This is a genomic window from Mycobacterium sp. pV006 (genome assembly GCF_041287115.1).
Classification (GTDB): domain Bacteria; phylum Actinomycetota; class Actinomycetes; order Mycobacteriales; family Mycobacteriaceae; genus Mycobacterium.
Map to the genome: position 1 here is coordinate 426,142 of NZ_JBGGKT010000001.1, position 21,517 is coordinate 447,658.

A 21,517-nucleotide genomic window follows, 5' to 3' on the forward strand; every position below is an offset into this window, starting at 1 on the left:
CGTCAGGTCTGACAGGTGGGGCACCAGAAGAGGTTGCGGGCCTCCATGACCGTCGTGAGCACGGGACTGCCGCAGACGCGGCACGGCTCGGTGGCCCGGCGATAGACGTAGGTGCGGGGCCGGCCCGGCCGGTACGACGGTGGCCCGTGGTCGTGTTCGGGTTCGACGACGACGATCTTGCCGCGCCGCACCCCGACCTTCATCAGGGCCACCAGATCGTGCCAGAGCTCGTCGAATTCGTCGGCGGTGATCGCGGTGCCTGGCCGGAACGGATCCATGCGGTGCCGGAACAACAGCTCGCTGCGGTACACGTTGCCGACCCCGGCGATCACGGTCTGGTCCATCAGCAGCGCCCCGATCGGCCTGCGCGACTTGGCGATCCGCCGGAAAGCCAGCGCAGGATCGGCGTCGGGTCGCAGCGGGTCGGGGCCGAGGCGGCCGACGACGTCGGCGACCTCAGGTTCCTCGATCACCTCGCACACCGTGGGGCCGCGCAGGTCGGTCCCGTACTCGGCACCGATCATGCGCATCCGGACCTGACCGACGGGCTCCGGCGGGATCCGGTCCTCCGGCACCGCCCACTCGGTGAAGGATCCGTACAGACCCAGGTGGATGTGCACGACCCGGCCGCCGTCGTAGTGGTGGAACAGGTGCTTACCCCACGCGCTGGCCGTCCGGAGCACCCGGCCGTGGACAGCGGCGGCACCGTCGGCGAACCGACCCTGCGGGCTGGACACGAGGACCGGTGCGCGACCGAACCGGCGCTGGTGCAGCCGGGCCAGCCGGTGCAGCGTGTGGCCCTCGGGCATGCCTAGGCGCCGGGCACCGCGGGGGCGACGTGCGTGGTCTCGTACTCGGACAGGATGTCGATGCGACGCTGGTGACGTTCGGCTTCCGACCACTGGGCGGCCAGGAAGGCGTCGACGATGACCAGTGCTTCCTCGGTGGTGTGCATGCGCCCGCCGATGCCGATCAGCTGGGCGTTGTTGTGTTCCCGCGCCAGCGTCGCCGTCTCGGGGCTCCATGCCAGCGCGCACCGCGCGCCCGGCACCTTGTTGGCCGCGATCTGCTCGCCGTTGCCCGAGCCGCCCAGCACGATGCCCAGGCTGCCCGGGTCGGCGACGGTCTTCTCGGCCGCGGCGATGCAGAACGCCGGGTAGTCGTCGTCGGCGTCGTACTCGAACGCGCCACAGTCGACGGGCTCGTTTCCGGTGGCCTTCAGATGCTCGATGATGGCCTGCTTGAGCTCGTATCCGGCGTGGTCGGCTCCCAGGTAGACGCGCATGGCGGTCACCCTACATTCGCGTCCCGGTGTCCGGGATCCCGAGGGCGGCCGCTCAGTCGAACTGCGGACGTTCGGTGCGGGTGCGCTTGAGCTCCCAGAAGTGCGGATAGGACGCGAACGTCACCGAGGCGTCCCACAGCTTGCCGGCCTCCTCGCCGCGCGGGATGCGCGAGATGACGGGACCGAAGAACGCCACACCGTTGACGTGGATGGTCGGGGTGCCCACGTCCTCCCCGACCGCGTCCATGCCTTCGTGGTGGCTCTTGCGCAGCGCGTCGTCGTATTTGTCCGTGGTCGCGGCGTCGGCCAGCTCGGCGGGCAGGCCGACCTCTTCGAGCGACTCCTTGATGACCCGGGCGAAGGTCGGGTCGGACTCCCCGTAGCCCTGGTTGTGGATGCGGGTGCCCATCGCGGTGTACAGCGGGGCCAGCACCTCCGGGCCGCGCGCCTGCTCGGCGGCGATGGCCACGCGGACCGGACCCCACGCGGCCTTCATCTTCTCCTGGTACTCCTCGGGGAGATCCCGGCCCTCGTTGAGCACGGCGAGGCTCATGACGTGGAAGTTGACGTCGATGTCGCGGACCTTCTCGACCTCCAGAATCCATCGCGAGGTGATCCAGCACCACGGACACAGCGGATCGAACCAGAAATCGGCGCGGGACTTCTCAGACATGGGCGGTCCTTTCTGCGAAATTCAGGAAACGGGTCTGTGCGGCACAACTCACGACGCCCGTCAGGTCTTCCCGTCAGAGGCTAGTGTTTACGGACGTGGCACTTCCTAATCTGACGCGCGAACAGGCCGCCGAGCGGGCCGCCTCGGTCACTGTTGACCGGTACCGGATCGACCTGGATCTCACCGACGGCGCCGGGAAGCCGGGCGAGCGGACTTTCCGCTCGACCACGACCGTCGAATTCGACGCGGTCGCCGGCGCGGACACCTACCTCGATCTGGCCGCCGCGACGATCCACCGCGCCACGCTCAACGGCGCTGACATCGATGTTTCGGGTTACGACGAATCCACCGGCATCCCGCTGACCGGCCTCTCGGAGCGCAATGTGGTGGTCGTCGAGGCGGACTGCCTGTACTCCAACACCGGCGAGGGGCTGCACCGGTTCGTCGACCCCGTCGACGACGAGGTGTACCTGTACTCGCAGTTCGAAACCGCCGACGCCAAGCGGATGTTCGCGTGTTTCGATCAGCCTGATCTCAAAGCCACTTTCGAGGTGCACGTCCTCGCCCCGGCACACTGGGAGGTGGTGTCCAACGGGGCGACCACCGCGGTCGCCGACGAGGGACCGGCCAAGCGGCACAGCTTCGCGGTCACGCCGCGGATGAGCACCTACCTGGTGGCGCTGATCGCCGGACCGTACGCCCGCTGGGACGACGTCTACTCCGACGAGCACGGCGAGATCCCGCTGGGCATCTTCTGCCGACGGTCGCTGGCCGAGCACATGGACGCCGAGCGGTTGTTCACCGAGACCAAACAGGGATTCGGTTTCTACCACCGCAATTTCGGCATCCCGTACGCGTTCGGCAAGTACGACCAACTGTTCGTGCCGGAGTTCAATGCCGGCGCGATGGAGAACGCCGGGGCGGTGACGTTCCTGGAGGACTACGTCTTCCGCAGCAAGGTCACCCGCGCGTCCTATGAGCGTCGCGCCGAGACCGTGCTGCACGAGATGGCGCACATGTGGTTCGGCGACCTGGTCACGATGCAGTGGTGGGATGACCTGTGGCTCAACGAATCCTTCGCGACGTTCGCGTCGGTGCTGTGTCAGGCCGAGGCCACCGAGTACACCGAGGCGTGGACGACGTTCGCCAACGTCGAGAAGTCCTGGGCCTACCGGCAGGACCAGCTGCCCTCGACGCATCCGGTGGCCGCCGACATCCCCGACCTGCACGCCGTCGAGGTCAACTTCGACGGCATCACCTACGCCAAGGGTGCCAGCGTGCTCAAGCAGCTGGTGGCCTATGTCGGTGAGGAGCCGTTCCTGGCGGGTCTGCGGGATTACTTCCGCGACCACGCATTCGGCAATGCCACGTTCGGTGATCTGCTCGGCGCGTTGGAGAAGTCGTCGGGACGCGACCTGTCCGGGTGGGGTCGGCAGTGGCTCAAGACCACCGGGTTGAACACGCTGCGCCCGGAATTCGATGTCGACGAGCACGGCCGGTTCACCCGCTTCAGCATCGACCAGGGCGGCGCCAAGCCGGGTGACGGGGAGACCCGTGTGCATCGGCTGGCCGTCGGCGTCTACGACGACGACGCGTCCGGCAAGCTGGTGCGCGTACACCGGGAGGAACTCGACGTCGAGGGCCCGACGACCGAAGTGCCGGGCCTGCAGGGTGTCTCGCGCGGCAAGCTGGTGCTGGTCAACGACGACGACCTGACGTACTGCTCGTTGCGGTTGGACCCCGAGTCGTTGCAGACGGTGCTGACGCGTATCGCCGACATCGCCGAGCCGCTGCCTCGCACGTTGGCCTGGTCGGCGGCCTGGGAGATGACCCGCGACGCCGAGTTGCGCGCCCGCGACTTCGTGGCGTTGGTCAGCTCCGGTATCCACGCCGAGTCCGAAGTCGGTGTCGCGCAACGCTTGCTGTTGCAGGCGCAGACCGCTCTGGGTTCCTACGCCGACCCGGAGTGGGCGCGCACGCAGGGCTGGCCCGCGTTCGCCGACCGGTTGCTCGAACTCGCGCGCGGCGCCGAGCCGGGATCGGACCATCAGTTGGCGTTCGTCAACGCGCTGTGCACGTCGGTGCTGGCCGCCCGGCACACCGAGGTGCTCTCGTCGCTGCTGGAGTCCGACCCGGCCGAGGCGGGCCTGACCGGCCTGGTGGTCGACACCGATCTGCGGTGGCGCCTCGTCACCGCGCTGGCCCGCTCGGGCGTCGTCGACGGCGACGGCGCGGCGACGCCGTTCATCGACGCCGAGGCCGATCGCGACCCGACCGCGGCCGGTCGGCGTCAGGCGGCGGCCGCCGCCGCGGCCCGGCCGCAGGCCGCAGTCAAGGACGCGGCGTGGGAGCAGGTGGTCGAGGACGACACCCTGGCCAACATCACCGCCCGCGCCATCATCGGCGGGTTCGTGCAGCCGGGTCAGGGTGAGCTGCTGGCGCCGTTCCGGGACCGGTATTTCGACGCCATCTCCGGGGTGTGGCAGCGCCGGTCCAGTGAGGTCGCGCAGACGGTCGTGATCGGGCTCTACCCGTCGTGGGACATCAGCGAGGACGGGCTGGCCGCCGCCGACCGGTTCCTGGCCGATCCCGAGGTGCCGCCCGCGCTGCGTCGGCTGGTGCTCGAGGGTCGCGCCGGGGTGGAGCGGTCACTGCGCGCGCGCAGCTTCGACGTCACCTAGTTCCGGCGAGCGCGCGCGTCTGCGGGCGACACGCCGCCGCGGCACCGGCATCAACGCGCGCTCGTCGGCGTCGCTTACGCTCACGCGGTGGCGGGCAACAACAGTCGTCGGGCACGGGCCGCGCGTCGGCGCAAGCGCCGCGTCGCCGCCGTCGTGAACGACCTCACCGACGCCCAGTGGTCGACGCTCAAAGAAGCGTGGGACGGCTGCGCCTACTGTGGGAGCACCACGGGCACGATGCAGCGCGACTGCGTGATCGCGATCTCGCGCGGCGGGCGCTACACGATCGACAACGTGGTCCCGGCCTGCGCGTCGTGCAACGCCAGCAAGTGCAACGACGAGGTCACCGGTTGGCTGCGCCGCAAGCGCCTCGACGAACGGCGCTTCCTGCAGCGCTACGTCGAGATCCGGGCCCTGCTGACGGCCGCCGACGACGAAGGTGCGGCCACCGTCGCAGCACCCTCGGCGCCGCTACCGTGAGCGCACCGTCGCGAACGCTCAGCGCGGAGCGACGCCTGACGACAGCACCCGCACACCGCTGATCAGACCGTCGATCAGGTTGCCTTCCTTGAAGGAGGCAGCCGCGGCCGACACCCCGAGCGGGGCGGCCTCTTCGATCCCGCGGCCCTTGACCTCCGCGCCGTAGACCACCTCGATGGCGCGCTGGTTGGGCGACACGGCCAGCAGCACGGCGTTGTTCGGGGTGGGCACCCGCGCGAGGATCTCGCGGGCGGTGGCGGCGGTGTCGGCACCCAGATCGCCGATGTAGACGGCGAAACGCGCCTTGGCGGCGCGCGAACCGTACTTCAGCGCGTTGTCGAGCATCACCAGATCCTTGGTCGGGAACGGGTACTGCACCGACAGCTCACCGGGCTCGACGACCGCCGAGATGCGGCCACTGGTGGTGACCACGGTTCCCAAGGGCAGCTCCCGCAACTGACCGGGAGTCGACGTGGTCGTCACCTCACCACTTGCCACTTGCGCCACCTCCGATGGTCAGATGGGAGTCGTGTCCGCCGTGTCCGTGGACGACCGGTGATTCGGCCGCCCACAGGATGGGCTCGTGCGTCCACTTGTCCGACATGTTGTAGGTCGCCGGGTGCGGATCCTTCTCGCGCCAGATGAACAGCGCCAGCACACCGGCCAGGGCCAACGGGACCAGCACGAAGCTGGCGTGAATCAGGGCATCGTTCACGCCCCAAACCGTATCTCACGACCCGGTCAGGCCGCGCCCTCACCCAGATATCGCGCCCACGCCGGGTCGAGTTCCTTGACGGTGGACAGCAACCGCCAGTGCTGACCCTTCGGCGGCAGCGGCGTGGCCACCAGCGTCCAGCCCAGTTCGCTGAGCAGTTTGTCGGCCTTGCGGTGGTTGCACGCCGAGCACGCCGCCACGCAGTTCTCCCACGTGTGACCACCGCCGCGGCTGCGCGGCACCACATGGTCGACCGTGTCGGCCTTCGCGCCGCAGTAGGCGCAGCGGAACCGGTCGCGGTGCATCAGCGCGGCGCGCGTCATCGGGACCCGGGCCCGGTAGGGCACCCGCACGTAGGTGCGTAACCGGATCACCGACGGCACCACGACGGTCCGGCTGGCCGAGTGGATCACCGGTCCCATCGGGTCGTCGTGCACGACGTCGGCCTTGCCGCACATCAGCATGACGACGGCCCGGCGCATCGGCAGCGCCGTGAGGGGCTCGAAGGTCGAATTGAGCAGGAGGACCCGGCGGCGCCCCCACACGGAGTTGTCGACGCGGACGTCGGCGGTGGTGTCGACGCTGTGCAGAGCGCGCGTGGCGGTACCGGCTGTCGGCCCGGGAGAGCCCGCCGCGGCCCGGTGGTGCCGGTGGCCGCGGCCGTTCCTGCGCTGCGCCATACGTCCTCCGCCCGACAGTTCACCACGGATGACCTGGATTCGCACGACATTTCTCATCATGTGCGCTGGTCAGTCCGGTGAACTTTTCGTGACCGGGCTCGGCACCCGCCGATGGCACGCCGCGACGGGCATGGCCACAATGGTGGCGATGGACCCAGTCGAAACACAGCGGTCGTTCTACGACGCCGTCGGCGGACACGACACGTTCCGCACCCTCGTCGGCCGGTTCTACCAGCTGGTACGCGAGGACGAGATTCTGCTTCCGCTGTACCCCGAAGACGACCTCGACGGCGCCGAGGACCGCCTGCGGATGTTCCTGGAGCAGTACTGGGGCGGCCCCCGGACCTACTCGGATCAGCGCGGGCACCCTCGGCTGCGGATGCGTCACGCGCCCTACCGGATCGGTTACCTCGAGCGGGACGCGTGGCTGCGCAACATGCACATCGCGGTGGCCGAGATCGACTCCGCGACCCTCGACGACGCGCGTCGTCACGAGCTGCTGGCCTACCTGGAGATGGCCGCCGACTCGATGGTCAACTCGCCGTTCTGACCGTCATCGCAGCACCAGCGCCGGGTCGCCGCGCCGGCGGTACACCGTGCCGAACCGGGCATCCAGACGCAGCCACGTCGGCATCACCCGTACCCGCACGACCTCCTGCTCCCCCGCCGGCGGCAGGAAACCCATCCCGGTCAGCGCGAGCACGCAGCGCATCGGGATCCCGACGCTCTCGTCGGCGTTGCTGACGTTCACCACGTCCTGATCGAGCAGCGACGTCGGCGGGCCCTGCGGTCCGGAGTGCTCCCGGGCCAGCTGCGTGCCGCGCTGCGCCAGATCCGCCACCACCGCCGCGGGCACGTCGTCGAGGTGGACGAAGCCGTTGTCGGGAGGCAATCCCCCGCGCCACGCCGAGTCCATCGGAAACCCGGGGTCGACGAAACCGTCGGGGGTCATCGCGGCCGTCCCGGCCGCGAGCGCGTCGGCGCCGGCGCACAGATCCACCGGTCGCACCCGACCGGCCACGACGCGACTGGCCAGCACGTCGAACCCGGTTGCGACCCAGGCGACGACGACACCGTCGCCGCGCTGACGCAACCGGATCACCGCGGCCTCGTCGAGCCGGCGCGCCCGATCGACGAAGGCGGCCAGGTCGTCACATTGGGCCTGCGGTGACTGCGGACCCAACCACAGGCCACGCTCGCCGGCGGTCATCGCGACCAGCGTTGCAGGTATTCTCGCTGACGGTCCGAAAGTCGTTGCAGGCGTTGCTCTTCGATGTGCACCGCGGCCAGCTGCGTGTCGGCGATCACCGCGGGACGGGAATCCGGCGCGGCTCCCACGGAGCGGACCTCGTAGCCGATGGTGAAGTCGACTGCCCGGACCCGTTTGGCCCACATCGTCACCTGCAGCGGCGAGTCGACGAGTCGGAGCTGCGCCTTGTAGACGATGTTGACCTCGGCGATCAGCAAACCGATCGTGGTGATCTCGTCGCCGAAGGGCTCCCGCAGGAACGGGATGCGGGCCTCTTCCAGGATGGTGACCATCGTCGCGTGGTTGATGTGCTGGTACATGTCGATGTCCGACCACCGCACATGCACCGGCGCCGTGAAGCCCTGCTGCTCAGTCACCCACTCGTTCCCGTTCCACTCGTCCTCGTCATGCTCCGGATCTGGCGCGCGGCAACCGACAGGGTCGCCAGGTCGTGCTCGCCGCTGTCGTACAACTCACCCAACGTGCGGCGTGCCCGTGTCACGCGGGAGTTGTTCGTCATTTCCCACTCGGCGATCTTCTCCTCCCCACTCTCCTCGGGTTCACCCACCCCCAGCACGTCGAAGGACAGCGCCCGCAGCGACCCGTAGATGTCGTCGCGAATGGCCAGGCGGGCCAGCGAATGCCAACGGTCGTCGCGGGGCAGCCGGGACACCGCGGTCAGCAGTCCGTCGGTGCCGAGGTGGTCCATCAGCGCGAAATAGGTGTCGGCGACCTCCGCGGGATCGCGGTCGATGATGTCGGCGATGTCGATGACGTCGAGCAGGCTGAACTGGTACAGCCCGCTGGCCACGATGTAGGCCAGGTCCTCCGGGACGCCCTGGGAGGTGAACTCCTCGGCTTCCTTGGCGACGATGGCTTCGTCGTCACCGCGCAGCCACCGCGACATCTGCGGGGTCAGCGCGGCGACCTTCTCGGCGAAGCGGTTGATCTCGGCGCCGACCGCCAGCGGCTGGGGCCGGTAGTTCAGCAGCCAGCGGGCGGAGCGGTCGACCAGCCGCCGCAGGTCCAGCGTCATCCGGTCGGTCACCGCGACCGACACCCCCTCCGCCGCCGTGGCACGGATCTGCCGCCACACCCGGCCCAGCCCGAAGATCGCGTCGGCGGCAACGAAACTGCGGACCCCGTCGACGGTCGTCACCCCGACGTCGTCGGTGACGCGGTGGACGAAGGTGATTCCCGCGGTGTCGACGACATCGTTGACCAGCATGGTCGCCACGATCTCGCGGCGCAGCTGGTGGGCACGGATGTCGGAATGGAAGTCCTCGCGCAGCCGCTCGGGGAAGTAGCCGGGTAGCCGCGCGGCGAAAGCCTCCTGGTCGGGCAGATCGCTGGCCAGCACATCGTCCTTGAGCGCGAGCTTCACGTGCGCCATCAGCGTCGCGAGTTCCGGTGAGGTCAGCCCGAGTCCGGCCTCGGCGCGGCGGGCGATCTCCTTGTCCGAGGGCAGCGCCTCGAGTTCGCGGTTGAGTCCCCGCTCGGCGACCAGTTCACGGATCATCCGGGCGTGCACCGACAGCATGCTGGCGGCGTTGGCCCGGCTGGTGCCCATCAGGTCGTTCTGACTTTCGTTGTCGGCCAGCACGAGTCGGCCCACCTCGTCGGTCATCGACAGCAGCAGTTCGGTGCGGTCGTCGGGATCGACCTTGCCGGAGGTGACCAGGGAATCGATGAGGATCTTGATGTTGACCTCGTGGTCGGAGCAGTCCACCCCGGCGGAGTTGTCGAGGGCGTCGGTGTTGATGCGCCCGCCGCACAGGTCGAACTCGATCCGGCCCAGCGACGTCACCCCGAGGTTGCCACCCTCGCCGATCACCTTGGCGCGGACCTGATTTCCGTTGACCCGCACCGCGTCGTTGGCGCGGTCGCCGACCTCGGACTCGCTCTCGGCCTTGATGTAGGTGCCGATACCGCCGTTGAACAACAGGTCGGCGGGCGCCTTCAGGATCGCCCTGATCAACGCCGGGGGTGAGAGTTCGGCGGAATCGTCGTCGAGGCCGAGCGCTTCCCGCGCCTCGGCGCTGATGGTGATGGATTTCTGCTCGCGACTGTAGACACCACCGCCGGCGCTGATCAGCGACGTGTCGTAGTCCTCCCAACTCGAGCGCGGAAGGTCGAACAGCCGCTTGCGTTCCTCCCAGGACCGCGCCGCATCGGGGTCGGGGTCGATGAAGATGTGGCGGTGGTCGAACGCGGCGAGCAGACGGATGTGCCGACTCAGCAGCATGCCGTTGCCGAACACGTCGCCGCTCATGTCACCGACACCGACGACGGTGAAGTCCTGCGACTGGGTGTCGATGTCCATTTCGCGGAAGTGCCGTTTGACCGATTCCCACGCGCCGCGGGCGGTGATGCCCATCGCCTTGTGGTCGTAGCCGACCGATCCGCCGGAGGCGAATGCGTCGCCGAGCCAGAAGTCGTAGGACTTCGCCACCTCGTTTGCGATGTCGGAGAAGGTGGCGGTGCCCTTGTCGGCGGCGACGACGAGGTACGCGTCGTCGCCGTCGCGACGCACCACGTCATCGGGCGCCACGATCGCGCCCGAGGACTTGTCGACGTTGTCGGTGATGTCGAGCAGTCCCGCGATGAACAGGCGGTAGCAGGCCACGCCTTCCTCGCGGGTCGCGTCGCGGTCGGCAGCGGCGTCACCGGTGGGAGCCGGCGGTGACTTGACGACGAACCCGCCCTTGGCGCCGACGGGAACGATCACCGCGTTCTTCACAGCCTGCGCCTTGACCAGGCCCAGGATCTCGGTGCGGAAGTCCTCGCGGCGGTCCGACCAGCGCAGACCGCCGCGGGCGACGAAGCCGAACCGCAGGTGTACGCCCTCCACGCGCGGGGAGTAGACGAAGATCTCGAATTTCGGTCGCGGCAGCGGCAATTCATCGATCAATTCGGCATCGAGCTTGAACGACAACACATTCTGGGCACGCGCGGAGTCCGAAGCGTTGACGAAGTAGTTGGTCCGCAGCGTGGCCTGGATCATCGAGGCGAACGCGCGCAGCACCCGGTCGGCGTCGAGGCTGACCAGGGCGTCGATGTCGGCCGACACCGCCGCTGCTGCGGCGGCGGCGTCGCTGCGGTTGTCCTCGCCGCCGTCCTGTTCGGTGGGCTCGAACAGCGCCTCGAACAGTTCGATCAAAGATCTTGCCGTGCCGGCATTGTCGTTGATGACGGTGGCGATGTGGCTCTGGCTGTAGGAGAAGCCGGCCTGCTTGAGGTACTTGGAGTAGGCCCGCAGGACGGCCACCTGCCTCCAGTGCAGGCCGGCGCGCAGCACCAGCTCGTTGAACCGGTCGATCTCGGCGTGACCGTGCCAGATCGCGGTGACCGCCTCGGCGAAGCGTTCGGCGGTCTCGCGGTGGTGTGGTCCGCCGGCGATGTCGGGGATGCCGCGGTGCGGGGAGATCCGGAACTGGTAGATCCACACGGCGAGCCCGTCGGGGCGGGTCACGGTGTACGGGCGTTCTTCGAGCACCACGACGCCCATCGACTGCAGCATCGGCAGCAGCTGGCTCAGCGAGGCCGAGCGGCCCCCGAGGTACCAGACCAGATGGCTGACGCCGTCGTCCTCGTTGTCGGTGAGCACGAGTTTGACCGAATCGTTTTCCAGCGCTTCGATGATCGCGATGTCCTCGAGGGCGCGTTTCGGGTCGAACGCCTGCTTGTAGGTCTCGGGGAACGCGCCCGCGTAATGCTCGACGACATCGTGGGCGACGGACTCGTCCTGCGCCGCCCCCTGTAACCGGTCACCCCAGGTGCGGGCGGCCTCGGTGAGCAACTCCTGGATGCGCAGCTGGTTGTCCTCGGACACATCGACCTCGCCGGGGCGTGCACCCTCCGGTAGCCGCACGGTGAAATGAACCACCGCCCAGGGGGATTCGCTGACGCGCGCAGCGTAGTCGATGCTCTCCCCGCCGAGTTCGCGGACCAGGATGTCCTGCATCGCGAGTCGCACCGCGGTGGTGTAGCGGTCGCGCGGCAGGTACACCAGACAGGAGACGAAGTGGCCGAGCAGGTCGGCGCGCATGAACAGCAGGGTGCGCCGCCGCGAGCCCAGATCGATCACGGCCATCGCCATCTCGAGCAGGGAGCGGGCGCTCAGCGCGAAGAACTCCGACCTCGGGATGGTCTGCATGACGTCGAGCAGCAGCTGACCAGGATGGCCGGGGTGGCGGTGGGCCAACGCCAGGGCGTCGTTGACGCGCCGCGAGACCAGCGGGATCTCGAGTATGTTCGCGTTCATCGCGGCGATGGTGAACAGGCCGACGAAGCGGTGTTCGACCGCGCCGGCCTCGTCGTCGGGCTGGTGTTCACGGACCACGACGATCTGCGGATAGGCGCCGTAGCGCAGGAAGCTGGGGATGGTGGCCTGGGCCAGGGCCAGTAGTTCGTCCTTGTGGGTCAGTTGCGGCAGCACATCCTCGCGCATCCGCAGCACGCCCAGTCGACTGGCGGCGTCGACGGCCGCGTCGCCGTTGCGGACGTCGCAGCGTTGGTAGCCCAGCAGGACGAAATGTCCGTCGACCAGCCAACGCAGCAGGGCCGCGACGTCCTTGCGGTCGGGACTCGGGAACCGGACGCCGGTGTCTGCGTCGAGTTCGGCGGCGAGGCTGCGCAGCGCGGCGTTCATCCCGGCGGAGTCCAGGGCCACCTGGCGGGCGTCGGCGAGCACCCGCGGCAACAGCCGCTGCGCTTCGGCCAGGGCCGACCGGTCCGCCGCACCGGACATTTCGACGTGCACCCAGGATTCGTCGACGCCGTCGGCGGACCCGGCCTGCGCCACGGGCACGGCGTCGAGAAGTTCGCCGTCGGCACCGCGACGGACCCGGAACACCGGGTTCATGATCGCCTTGTACGCGACACCGACCCGATGCAAGAGCACTGTCACGGAGTCCATCAGCATCGCGGCGTCGTCGGTCACCACCTGCAGCGCCGGCCCGAACCCGCCGTCCTCGTCGGGACCGTAGACCTGCACCAGGGTCTCTCCGCGTGCCCGCCGCTCGGCCAGCCGGACCTGCGCGGCCACTAGCGCCGGCCCAGCCGGCTCACCCGACGGTGTCTGTCCGCGCAGGGGTCCGGTGACGACGGCGTCCGCGCCGGGAGCCCCGCCGTGCGGACCCCGGTACGTGTCGAGGTAGGCCGGCAGCAACCGGTCGAGCAGCTCCGGATCAGCCGCGGGATCCGGCGTGGCGTCGTCGGTTCCGGACTTCAACGACATGCGCGGCTCCTGACTCCCCCGTGCGCACCCGACGTCGTTGTCCGCTACAGCGCCAAGGTGGTTGGCTGTCAGCGCGTGCGCACGTCGAGCCTATCCCCGGGTGAGCTTGCGGTGGGTGACTCTGTGTGGGCGGGCCGCTTCTGCACCGAGTCGTTGCACCTTGTTCTCTTCGTAGGCACCGAAGTTGCCTTCGAACCAGAACCACTTGGCCTCGTTGGTCTCGTCGCCTTCCCACGCCAGGATGTGCGTGCAGGTGCGGTCCAGGAACCAACGGTCGTGGCTGATGACCACCGCGCAGCCGGGGAAGTTCTCCAGCGCGTTCTCGAGCGAAGACAGCGTTTCCACGTCGAGGTCGTTGGTCGGTTCGTCGAGCAGGATGAGGTTGCCGCCCTCTTTGAGGGTCAGTGCGAGGTTGAGCCGGTTGCGCTCACCACCGGAGAGCACGCCGGCCGGCTTCTGCTGATCGGGCCCCTTGAACCCGAACGCCGAAACGTAAGCACGCGACGGAATCTCGTTCTGTCCGACCTCGATGTAGTCCAGGCCGTCGGAGACGACCTCCCAGACGTTCTTCTTCGGGTCGATGCCCGCCCGGTTCTGGTCGACGTAGCTCAGCTTGACCGTCTCGCCGACCGTGACCGTGCCGCTGTCGGGCTGCTCGAGGCCGACGATGGTCTTGAACAGAGTCGTCTTGCCCACGCCGTTGGGCCCGATCACCCCGACGATGCCGTTGCGTGGCAGCGTGAACGACAGATCCTTGATCAGCGTGCGGCCTTCGAAACCCTTGTCGAGGTTCTTGACCTCGACGACGACGTTGCCCAGCCGTGGCGGCGTCGGGATCTGGATCTCCTCGAAGTCGAGCTTGCGCGACTTCTCCGCCTCGGCGGCCATCTCCTCGTAGCGCTGCAGGCGGGCCTTGTTCTTGGCCTGTCGCGCCTTGGCTCCCGAACGCACCCACTCCAGTTCGTCTTTGAGACGCTTGTGCAGCTTCGCGTCCTTGCGGCCCTGCACGGCGATGCGCTCGGCCTTCTTCTCCAGGTACGTCGAGTAGTTGCCCTCGTACGGATAGGCGCGGCCCCGGTCGAGCTCGAGGATCCATTCGGCGACGTTGTCGAGGAAGTACCGGTCGTGGGTGACGGCCAGGATGGCGCCCTTGTACTCGGCGAGATGGTTCTCCAGCCACAGCACGCTCTCGGCGTCGAGGTGGTTGGTGGGCTCGTCGAGCAGCAGCAGGTCCGGCTTGGACAGCAGCAGCTTGCACAGCGCCACCCGGCGTCGCTCGCCACCGGAGAGGTGGGTCACCGGCTCGTCGGGCGGCGGGCACCGCAGCGCGTCCATGGCCTGTTCGAGCTGGGAGTCGATGTCCCAGGCGTCGGCGGCGTCGAGCTCCTCCTGAAGCTTGCCCATCTCTTCCATCAGCTCGTCGGTGTAGTCGGTCGCCATCAGTTCGGCGACCTCGTTGTACCGGTTGAGCTTGGCCTTGATGGCCACGCCGTCCTCGACGTTCTCGCGGACGGTCTTCGTCTCGTCGAGCTGGGGCTCCTGCATCAGGATGCCGACGCTGGCACCGGGCTGCAGGAACGCGTCGCCGTTGTTGGGCTGGTCCAAGCCGGCCATGATCCGCAAGACGCTCGACTTACCGGCCCCGTTGGGTCCGACGACGCCGATCTTCGCGCCCGGAAGGAAGTTCAGGGTGACGTCGTCAAGGATGACCTTGTCGCCGTGCGCCTTGCGGACCTTCCGCATCGTGTAGATGAATTCGGCCATTGCCTCCGCTGTCGCCTTTCTCGATCCCGCTCGTGCAACCGCGGGGATCACCTTGGACTGTGCGATCGTCGGGCCCCATCCTAGGCGCGACACACGCAGTCGCGACGCGGCGGTGCGTGCGGTTACGCGCTGGGCGCCAGGACCCCGTCGACCTGGACCGATCCGGTGTCGTCCGCATCGTCGGTCGCGGCCCCGTCCGCCGACAGTCCGTCGTCGGCCTCGTCGGCCGGGGAGTCCCCGCCGACCGGTTCGGGGTGCCTGCGCCGGTCGATGCTGGCGATGCACCGTGCCAGATCCGGTCCGACCGAGGTGGCCCGTATCTCCGACGAGGACCGCCGGTTGCCGTCGCGGTCCTCGTATTCGTTGGTGTACAGGTATCCAACAACGATGACCGCGTCTCCCTTCCCGAGCGCGGCCCCGGCGCCGGTCACCAGCCGGCCCCAGCAGTTGACGGTCGCATACAGCGAGTTGCCCGGCTCCCAGCCGCCGTCGGCGGTGCGCCGGCGGGAATTGCTGGCGACCCGGAACTTGAACAGCTGCTGATCGCCGACCCAGCGGCGTTCCGGTGCGGTGATGATGGTGCCGACGACGGTGATGGGTGTCTCGAACATGGCAGGTCCTCCCGATTTGCAGTGGCAGCGGGTTGGACACGGCGTCCGACCCGTCTGGTGACACCTGCCATTGATCCGCACCGCACCGACAGCGCCCGTCACGAGCGCGGCCGGACGTCGCGTTCCTGGGGATGGATCCTGATCTGGGGACAGCCGAGCGGGCGCTACTGGCCGGCGCGGTCGCGGCGGGCCAACTCGGCGAGCATGTTGTTGTAGGCCGCGAGATCGGCGTCCTCGTCGCGGTCGGCGGCGCGGTCCAGGCGTTTGGCGGTGCGTTCGTCGCTGCGGCGCCACTGCACGAACAGCGCGATCAGCACGATCACCAGCGGCACCTCGCCGGTGGCCCAGGCGATGCCGCCACCCAGCCGCTGGTCAGCGAGCAGGTCGGTGTGCCAGGGCAGTTGCAGTGACCGGTAGAAGCGCTCCCCGAGCACCGACTGGGTGCCCATCAGCACCACGCCGAAGAACGCGTGGAACGGCAGCGACGCGAAGACCACCGCCAGCTTGGCGATCGGCGGCAGCGGGCGCGGGGTGGGGTCCACCCCGATGACGACCCAGTAGAACAGGTAACCGCTGAGCAGGAAGTGCACATTCATCGCGACGTGGGCCGCATGGCTGCCACCGGTGGCGTCGTAGAGACCACTGAAGTACAGGCCGTAGAAGCCGACGATGAACAGGGCCGCCGCCACGATCGGGTTGGTCAGCACCTTCGAGAACCGGGAGTGCAACGCGGCCAACAGCCACTCCCGGGGCCCCGGCGGGTCGTTGCGGCCCGCGGCCGGCAGCGCCCGCAGCGCCAGCGTCACCGGTGCGCCGAGCACCAGCAGGATGGGCGCGAGCATCGACAGCAGCATGTGCGCCACCATGTGCATGCTGAACATCGCCGGCATGTAGCGCCCGATGCCCGACGACGTCGCGATCAGCAGCACCAGGCAACCCAGCACCCAGGCGACGGTCCGGCCCACCGGCCAGGTGTCGCCGCGACGGCGCAGGCGGCGCACGCCCGCGAGGTACACCAGCGCCGCCACGATGGCTGCAGTGCCCAGGAGAACATCGAAGCGCCAGTCGAAGAGGATCCGCCCCAAGGTGGGTGGCCCGGCCAGGTCATAGCCGATCTCGACGGCGGGGATCGAGATATTGAAATCGGTGGGCGCCGGGGGCGGTGTCCGTCCCAGCGCGACCGCCACACCGAAGGTCAGCGCGAAGATCACCGCCTCGACGATCGCCAACCGCAGCAGCGGTCCGCGCGCGGCGGGATCACGCTGGACGGCGGCCACGCCGCTGCGCCGCTGGCGCCACCCCAGGAAACCGAGCGCGGTCAGCGCGGCGACCTTGGCCAGGACCAGGACGCCGTACCGGGTGGTCAGCAGATCACCGGGCTCGACCCGGACCAGCGCGTTGACCACGCCGCTGAACGCCATGGCCACGAAGCACCACAGCGCGACCGCCGAGAAGCGTCGCGCGGCCACGTCGGCGTGCTCGCCGCCACGCCATGCGTGGGCGGCCAGCGCCAGCAGGCCGCCGGTCCACAGCGCACCGGCGATCATGTGGATGAACAGGCTGTTGGTTGCGACGTCGTGGTTGCCACCGGCCGCCGAGTGGCCGGTGAGCACCAGCGGCAGCAGGGTCACCACGGATCCGGCGAACAGCACCGGCGTCCAGGACCACCGCAGCACCGGAATGGCGACGACGCAGACGATCGCGGCGAACAGCGCCGTCCACCGCCACGCCCCGGCGACCTCGATCAGGTCGGCCACCGACCAGATGTCGGCGGGACTGATCCGCGCCGACAGCGGCTGGCCGCTGACGTCGGACACCGTCAGCGCGACCATCAGCACCGCGCACACCGCCCACAGCCCTGATGCCACCGTGCCGATACGCAACGCGCGGTATCCGCCTGCGTCGAGCACCCCGTTGGTCTGGGGCGGCACCATGAACGCCGCGAACATGAAGGACCCGATCGCGGTGACCGCGGCGATCTCGCCGGCGGCCCGCACGAACGGCAGTCCGTAGGTGGTGACGGGACCCGGGTCGGGCAGTCCGGTCGCGGTCAGCGCGTCGGCGATCGACAGCGCCGACAGCGCTGCGGCGGTGACACCGGCCAGCACGGCGACGCCGTAGAGCAGCGTCCACACCGGGGTCTTGAGGCCGGCGGCCGTCGTCGCCGGCGCGGGGGAAGTCATGGTCCCAGCGTATGACCTTGCCAGCGGCGTTCCATCACACCGCCTGGTGGCGCTGCTCACGCTCCTCGCGTTGCCGGCGCCGTTGGCGCTCGCGGGCGAAGAACTGCCTGCGCGAGTACCGGTCGACGTTGTCCATGTCGATCAGGATCCCGCGCAGCTCCCGACGGAACGCCCTGCGGCGTTCGGGCAGATCGCCGGCGGGCGTCAGGAGGTCCTGGTCGGCGGCAACCTGCCGGGCGGTCGCGAACAGCAGCGCCGACACCGCCTCGGCGCTCTGCGCGATGCCCTGGGCGACGTATTGCTGTCCCAGGCCGAGCGCCTTGGCGGTCAGGTCTTTCTCGGAGATGTCGGCCTCGGCGTCGATCAGCGCGTCGGCGACGATCTGGTAGGCCTCGAAGAACGGCCGCAGCAATGGGCCGGCGATGGCGGGGCGTTTGGCCCGCAGCAGCGCGTCGATGCGCTCGCCTCCGGCGGCGACGTCGTCCTCCCAGCCTTCGTGCCAGTCCATCTCCGCGGCGACGTGTTCGCGGAACGCGGCCGAGTCGGCGAAGTAGAACTCGAACTTCAACAGGTCACGCAGCCGCATCACCTGGTTCCAGAACGCCTCCAGCCGGTCACCGTCGACGCGGGCGGCGTAGGCCAGCGCGAGCTCGGCCAGCGAGGTCTCGAGGAACGCGTCGATCATCGAGTTCCGGTAGAACGCGGCTTCGAGTTCGTCCTGGGGCGCGATGCGCCACACCGGTTCGCGCCCGCCGTCGACGCGGGTGACGGGGTGCCCGCCGGACAGTGCGTCCAACGCGGCCTGCACCCCCTCGGGATTGCGCAGCCGCAGCGCGCTGTTGGTCATCGGCGTCTGCTTGCGTTCCAGGTAGTCCAGCGAGTCCTGCAGCGTGTGGTGCACCTGGTCGAGCGTCAGCGCGATGCCGCGTGTGCTCAACAGCAGCCCCGAGACCAGTGCTGTGGCGTTGACCGGGGTGACCTGCAGGATGCGCCAGGCCACCTCGAACGCCATCTTCTGCAGCGCCAGGCGTTTGGCGGCGTCGTCGGTGGTCATCGGGCCGTGCGGTTCGCCGAGGTATTCGCGCATCGACACCGCCTCGGGGAAGCGGACGTAGATCTTGCCGTAGTTGCGCTCCCCCTGGGCCTTGATGAAGTTGTAGAGCCAGGGCAGTCCCTCGGGCGTCTTCTCGCCGCCGCGGGCGTAGGCGGCGTACTCGGCGGTCTCGTGCAGCTGGTCGAAGCTGATCGACACCGGCTGCAGCAGGATGTCGTCGCTGCGTCCGTCGAGGTAGGCGTCGGCGACGTAGGCCAGCAGACCCAGCTTCGGCGGCAACATCTTTCCGGTCCGGGAGCGGGTGCCCTCGATCGACCAGCTCAGGTTGAAGCGCTTCTCGACGATGTAGCCGACGAACTGGCGCAGCACGTACTTGTAGAGCGGGTCGTCGAGCTTGCGGCGGATGAAGATCACCCCGGACCGCCGCATCAGCGGCCCCATCGCTCCGAACGACAGGTTGATGCCGGCGAAGGTGTGCACCGGCGGCAGCCGGTTCTCCTGCATCGCGACCGGCACGATCACCCCATCGAGGTAGGACCGGTGGGAGAACAGCAGCACCGCCGGATGGTTCTCCAGGCCCCGTCGCATCGCCTCGACCTCGAACTGGTCGTAGTCGATGTGGGGATCGAAGCCCCGGCTGAAGATCGCGCGTCCCAGCGTGGGGATCAGGTCGACGGAGAATCTGCTCCAGCCGGTGCTGAGCTCGTCGAGCATCTCGCCGGCCTTCTCGACCGTCGCGCCGGGGATCTTCTCCAGACCGTCCCGGAACCGGGTCGACGACAGCACCTCCGGTTTGATCAGCCGCGGGGATTTGTATTCCGGGCCGAGGAGGCGCAGCTCGACCCGTTCGATTGCCAGGATCGCCCGCCGCAGCACGAAACGTGCGAATTCCCGGGGATTCTCGGCGACGGTGGTGTCGCTCCACCGCTGACGCAACTCGGACACCTTCGCCGGGTCACCGGCCACCACGCGGGCGCGGGACGGATCTCTGCGCAGGATGGCGCTCTGCAGGACCTGCGGCGGACGGTAGGTGTCGCGTCCGGACAGCACCGCGACGATCTTCGAGCGGGTCGGCAGGCCACCGGGGACCCAGAACACGCGCACCGGCACCACCAGTCGATCCCGGTGGGACTGCAGTAGTTCGACGAGTTGGGCCAGCACCGCGGCCGGCGGATCGTCGTCGACGGGGAGTTTGAGCACCTCGATCTTGGCGTCGGGATGTTCGCGTCGCTGCCGCGCCAACCAGTCGTTGAGCAACCGCTCCTCGGCGGGCGACGAGACCGACGCCAGCACCAGGGTGTCGTCGGTGGGGGTGAACGCCGCGATGTCGTCGGCCCGCATCTTCATGACTGTCCCGCACCGCCGGTTCGCTTGGCGGGCACCTTCTTCGCCGCTTTCTTCGTGGCCTTCTTCGTGGGCTTCTTGGTGGGTTTGGACGCGTTGCGGGTGTAGAGGTCGGGAACGGGGAGCTCGTGGTGGGGCCAGTTCTTCAAGGTGTCCAGGTAGAGCTGCCGGATCTCCTCGATGCGTTCGGGCAGGTTCTCGTGCGTCCAGTCGTCGACGGGGATCGGCGGGTAGACGACGACGTCGACGGTGCCCGGGTTGAAGGTGCTCGAATCGCGGGCGGCGATCACCTCGGCGTTGCGGATCACGATCGGCACGATCGGGATGCCCACCGACATCGCGATGCGGAACGGCCCCTTCTTGAAGGGACCTACCTCGGTGGTGTCCAGCCGGGTGCCCTCCGGCGCAATGAGGATCGACACCCCTTGACGGGCAAGGTCTTCGACCTTGCGTAAGCCCTCGACGGCCTTTTCCGGGTCGTCGCGATCGATGAACGCGGCATCGAGGATCTTTCCGATGGTGCCGACGATGGGGTCGCTTTCGAGTTCCTTCTTGCCCACAGTGGTGAAGTCGCTCTCGATCAGCCGGCCCGCGATCAAGGGGTCGGCCTGGTTGCGGTGGTTGAAGATGAACACCGCCGGGCGCTGCGCGGTGAGGTTCTCCTTGCCCAGCACCTGCAGGTTGATACCGATGGTGTTGAGCAGGGTGCGTCCGAACATCGAGGTGAAGAAGTTCACCCCGGTGCGCTTGCTGCGCGTCAGCAGACCGACGCCGAGGGCACTGGCTGCGATGGGCACCATGGAGGCCACCCCAGCGGCCGTGCGCAGCTGCGACATCGGGCTGGCGCCGCTGCGGCTGCTGAACCGCAGCACCGGCCATCCCCGCTTGGCCGCGATGGCAGCCATCTTGCCTTCCGGGTTGGTCGGGCGGGGGTTACCGACCAGGTACATCAGCGCGACGTCCTCGTCGCCGTCGGCGTAGAAATAACTCTGCGACAGGTCGATGTCGTGTTCGGCCGCGAATTCCTGTACCGCGCGGGCCTTTCCGGGACCCCAGATGATCGGCCGTTCCACCTCGCCGGTGATCAGACCGTTCTCGTCGGTCTCGAACCTGTTGCTCAGCACGTTGGCGATCCCGAGGAAACGCGCGACGGGCTCGACCTGCACGGTCAACGCCGAGGAACTCAGTACCACGGTGTGGCCGCGGGCCATGTGCGCGCGGACCAGCTCACGCATCTCGGGATAGATCCGGCTGACGATCTTCTGCACGAACAACCGCTCGGCGAGCTCGTCGACGTCGGCCACCGAGTTGCCCCGCAGCATCCGGGCGCCTTTGCCGATCAGGTCCTCGAACTCCGAGCGGCCGAGTTGGTGGTTCAGGCCTGCCTGCACCATCCCGATGAACTCCCCCACCGACATCTGCCGACGGCGCAACCGGTCCTGGGTCATCACCACGCCGGTGAAACCGGCGACCAGCGTGCCGTCGAGGTCGAAGAACGCCCCGACGTGGGGGCCTTCCGGGCTGGCCAGGATCTCGGCTACCGAGCCGGGCAAACGCAT

17 protein-coding genes are annotated in these 21,517 nt (G+C 68.6%); 3 read left to right on the forward strand and 14 right to left on the reverse strand.

The window, feature by feature from the left end; all coding sequences use genetic code 11:
• Positions 1-2: 2 nt before the first annotated feature.
• The 3 genes from ACAG25_RS02005 to ACAG25_RS02015 are packed head-to-tail and all read right to left on the reverse strand — an operon-like array spanning position 3 to position 1,958.
• Positions 3-809 (reverse strand): Fpg/Nei family DNA glycosylase, encoded by an 807-nt coding sequence (locus ACAG25_RS02005; protein ID WP_370486602.1) that lies wholly within the window; start codon positions 807-809, stop codon positions 3-5.
• 2 nt (positions 810-811) lie between these two features.
• Positions 812-1,285, reverse strand: coding sequence for a ribose-5-phosphate isomerase (locus tag ACAG25_RS02010; protein ID WP_370486603.1), 474 nt, complete (start codon positions 1,283-1,285; stop codon positions 812-814).
• A gap of 52 nt (positions 1,286-1,337) precedes the next feature.
• On the reverse strand, positions 1,338-1,958 hold the full coding sequence (locus tag ACAG25_RS02015; protein ID WP_370486604.1) for a DsbA family protein: 621 nt from the start codon (positions 1,956-1,958) through the stop codon (positions 1,338-1,340).
• A 95-nt stretch (positions 1,959-2,053) separates the two neighbouring features.
• On the opposite strand from ACAG25_RS02015, the gene pepN reads away from it, so the two are divergent.
• Both pepN and ACAG25_RS02025 read left to right on the forward strand, forming a co-directional pair.
• A complete protein-coding gene (pepN, locus tag ACAG25_RS02020; protein ID WP_370486605.1) occupies positions 2,054-4,639 on the forward strand; it encodes an aminopeptidase N in 2,586 nt (861 codons plus the stop codon).
• Positions 4,640-4,726: 87 nt separating this feature from the next.
• Positions 4,727-5,119, forward strand: a complete 393-nt coding sequence (locus tag ACAG25_RS02025) for an HNH endonuclease (protein ID WP_370486606.1) — start codon at positions 4,727-4,729, stop codon at positions 5,117-5,119.
• 18 nt (positions 5,120-5,137) lie between these two features.
• Here the strand turns inward: ACAG25_RS02025 and ACAG25_RS02030 are convergent, their stop codons facing one another.
• Genes ACAG25_RS02030 through ACAG25_RS02040 form a run of 3 tightly spaced genes read right to left on the reverse strand, consistent with a single transcriptional unit; the run spans position 5,138 to position 6,514 of the window.
• The gene (locus ACAG25_RS02030; RefSeq protein WP_370486607.1) at positions 5,138-5,617 is read right to left on the reverse strand and encodes a DUF5130 domain-containing protein; all 480 of its coding nucleotides are present in this window, start codon (positions 5,615-5,617) and stop codon (positions 5,138-5,140) included.
• Positions 5,604-5,834 (reverse strand): hypothetical protein, encoded by a 231-nt coding sequence (locus tag ACAG25_RS02035; RefSeq protein WP_370486608.1) that lies wholly within the window; start codon positions 5,832-5,834, stop codon positions 5,604-5,606. The genes ACAG25_RS02030 and ACAG25_RS02035 overlap by 14 nt, the downstream gene beginning before the upstream one ends.
• Positions 5,835-5,860: 26 nt before the next feature.
• The gene (locus ACAG25_RS02040) at positions 5,861-6,514 is read right to left on the reverse strand and encodes an HNH endonuclease (RefSeq protein WP_370486609.1); all 654 of its coding nucleotides are present in this window, start codon (positions 6,512-6,514) and stop codon (positions 5,861-5,863) included.
• Positions 6,515-6,662: 148 nt separating this feature from the next.
• Here ACAG25_RS02040 and ACAG25_RS02045 point away from each other — a divergent pair, with 148 nt between their 5' ends.
• Positions 6,663-7,064 (forward strand): globin, encoded by a 402-nt coding sequence (locus ACAG25_RS02045; protein ID WP_370486610.1) that lies wholly within the window; start codon positions 6,663-6,665, stop codon positions 7,062-7,064.
• A gap of 3 nt (positions 7,065-7,067) precedes the next feature.
• Here ACAG25_RS02045 and ACAG25_RS02050 read toward each other — a convergent pair whose 3' ends face one another.
• From ACAG25_RS02050 to ACAG25_RS02085, 8 genes are all read right to left on the reverse strand, one after another.
• Entirely contained in the window at positions 7,068-7,724 is a 657-nt protein-coding gene (locus tag ACAG25_RS02050) for a hypothetical protein (RefSeq protein ID WP_370486611.1), read from the reverse strand.
• Positions 7,721-8,140: an acyl-CoA thioesterase gene (locus ACAG25_RS02055; RefSeq protein ID WP_370486612.1), complete on the reverse strand. Its 420-nt coding sequence runs from the start codon at positions 8,138-8,140 to the stop codon at positions 7,721-7,723. Before ACAG25_RS02055 ends, ACAG25_RS02050 begins: the two co-directional genes overlap by 4 nt.
• Positions 8,137-13,002 carry an NAD-glutamate dehydrogenase gene (locus ACAG25_RS02060; protein ID WP_370486613.1) on the reverse strand — a complete coding sequence of 1,622 codons (4,866 nt, stop codon included), beginning with the start codon at positions 13,000-13,002 and terminating at the stop codon, positions 8,137-8,139. Before ACAG25_RS02060 ends, ACAG25_RS02055 begins: the two co-directional genes overlap by 4 nt.
• 90 nt (positions 13,003-13,092) lie before the next feature.
• A complete protein-coding gene (gene ettA, locus ACAG25_RS02065) occupies positions 13,093-14,766 on the reverse strand; it encodes an energy-dependent translational throttle protein EttA (RefSeq protein ID WP_370486614.1) in 1,674 nt (557 codons plus the stop codon).
• 122 nt (positions 14,767-14,888) lie between these two features.
• The gene (locus ACAG25_RS02070; RefSeq protein ID WP_370486615.1) at positions 14,889-15,377 is read right to left on the reverse strand and encodes a single-stranded DNA-binding protein; all 489 of its coding nucleotides are present in this window, start codon (positions 15,375-15,377) and stop codon (positions 14,889-14,891) included.
• Between the two features lie 164 nt (positions 15,378-15,541).
• Positions 15,542-17,560, reverse strand: coding sequence for a cytochrome c oxidase assembly protein (locus ACAG25_RS02075; RefSeq protein ID WP_370486616.1), 2,019 nt, complete (start codon positions 17,558-17,560; stop codon positions 15,542-15,544).
• 34 nt (positions 17,561-17,594) lie between these two features.
• A complete protein-coding gene (locus ACAG25_RS02080; RefSeq protein WP_370486617.1) occupies positions 17,595-19,961 on the reverse strand; it encodes a glycerol-3-phosphate 1-O-acyltransferase in 2,367 nt (788 codons plus the stop codon).
• On the reverse strand, positions 19,958-21,517 hold the full coding sequence (locus tag ACAG25_RS02085; protein WP_370486846.1) for an HAD-IB family hydrolase: 1,560 nt from the start codon (positions 21,515-21,517) through the stop codon (positions 19,958-19,960). The genes ACAG25_RS02080 and ACAG25_RS02085 overlap by 4 nt, the downstream gene beginning before the upstream one ends.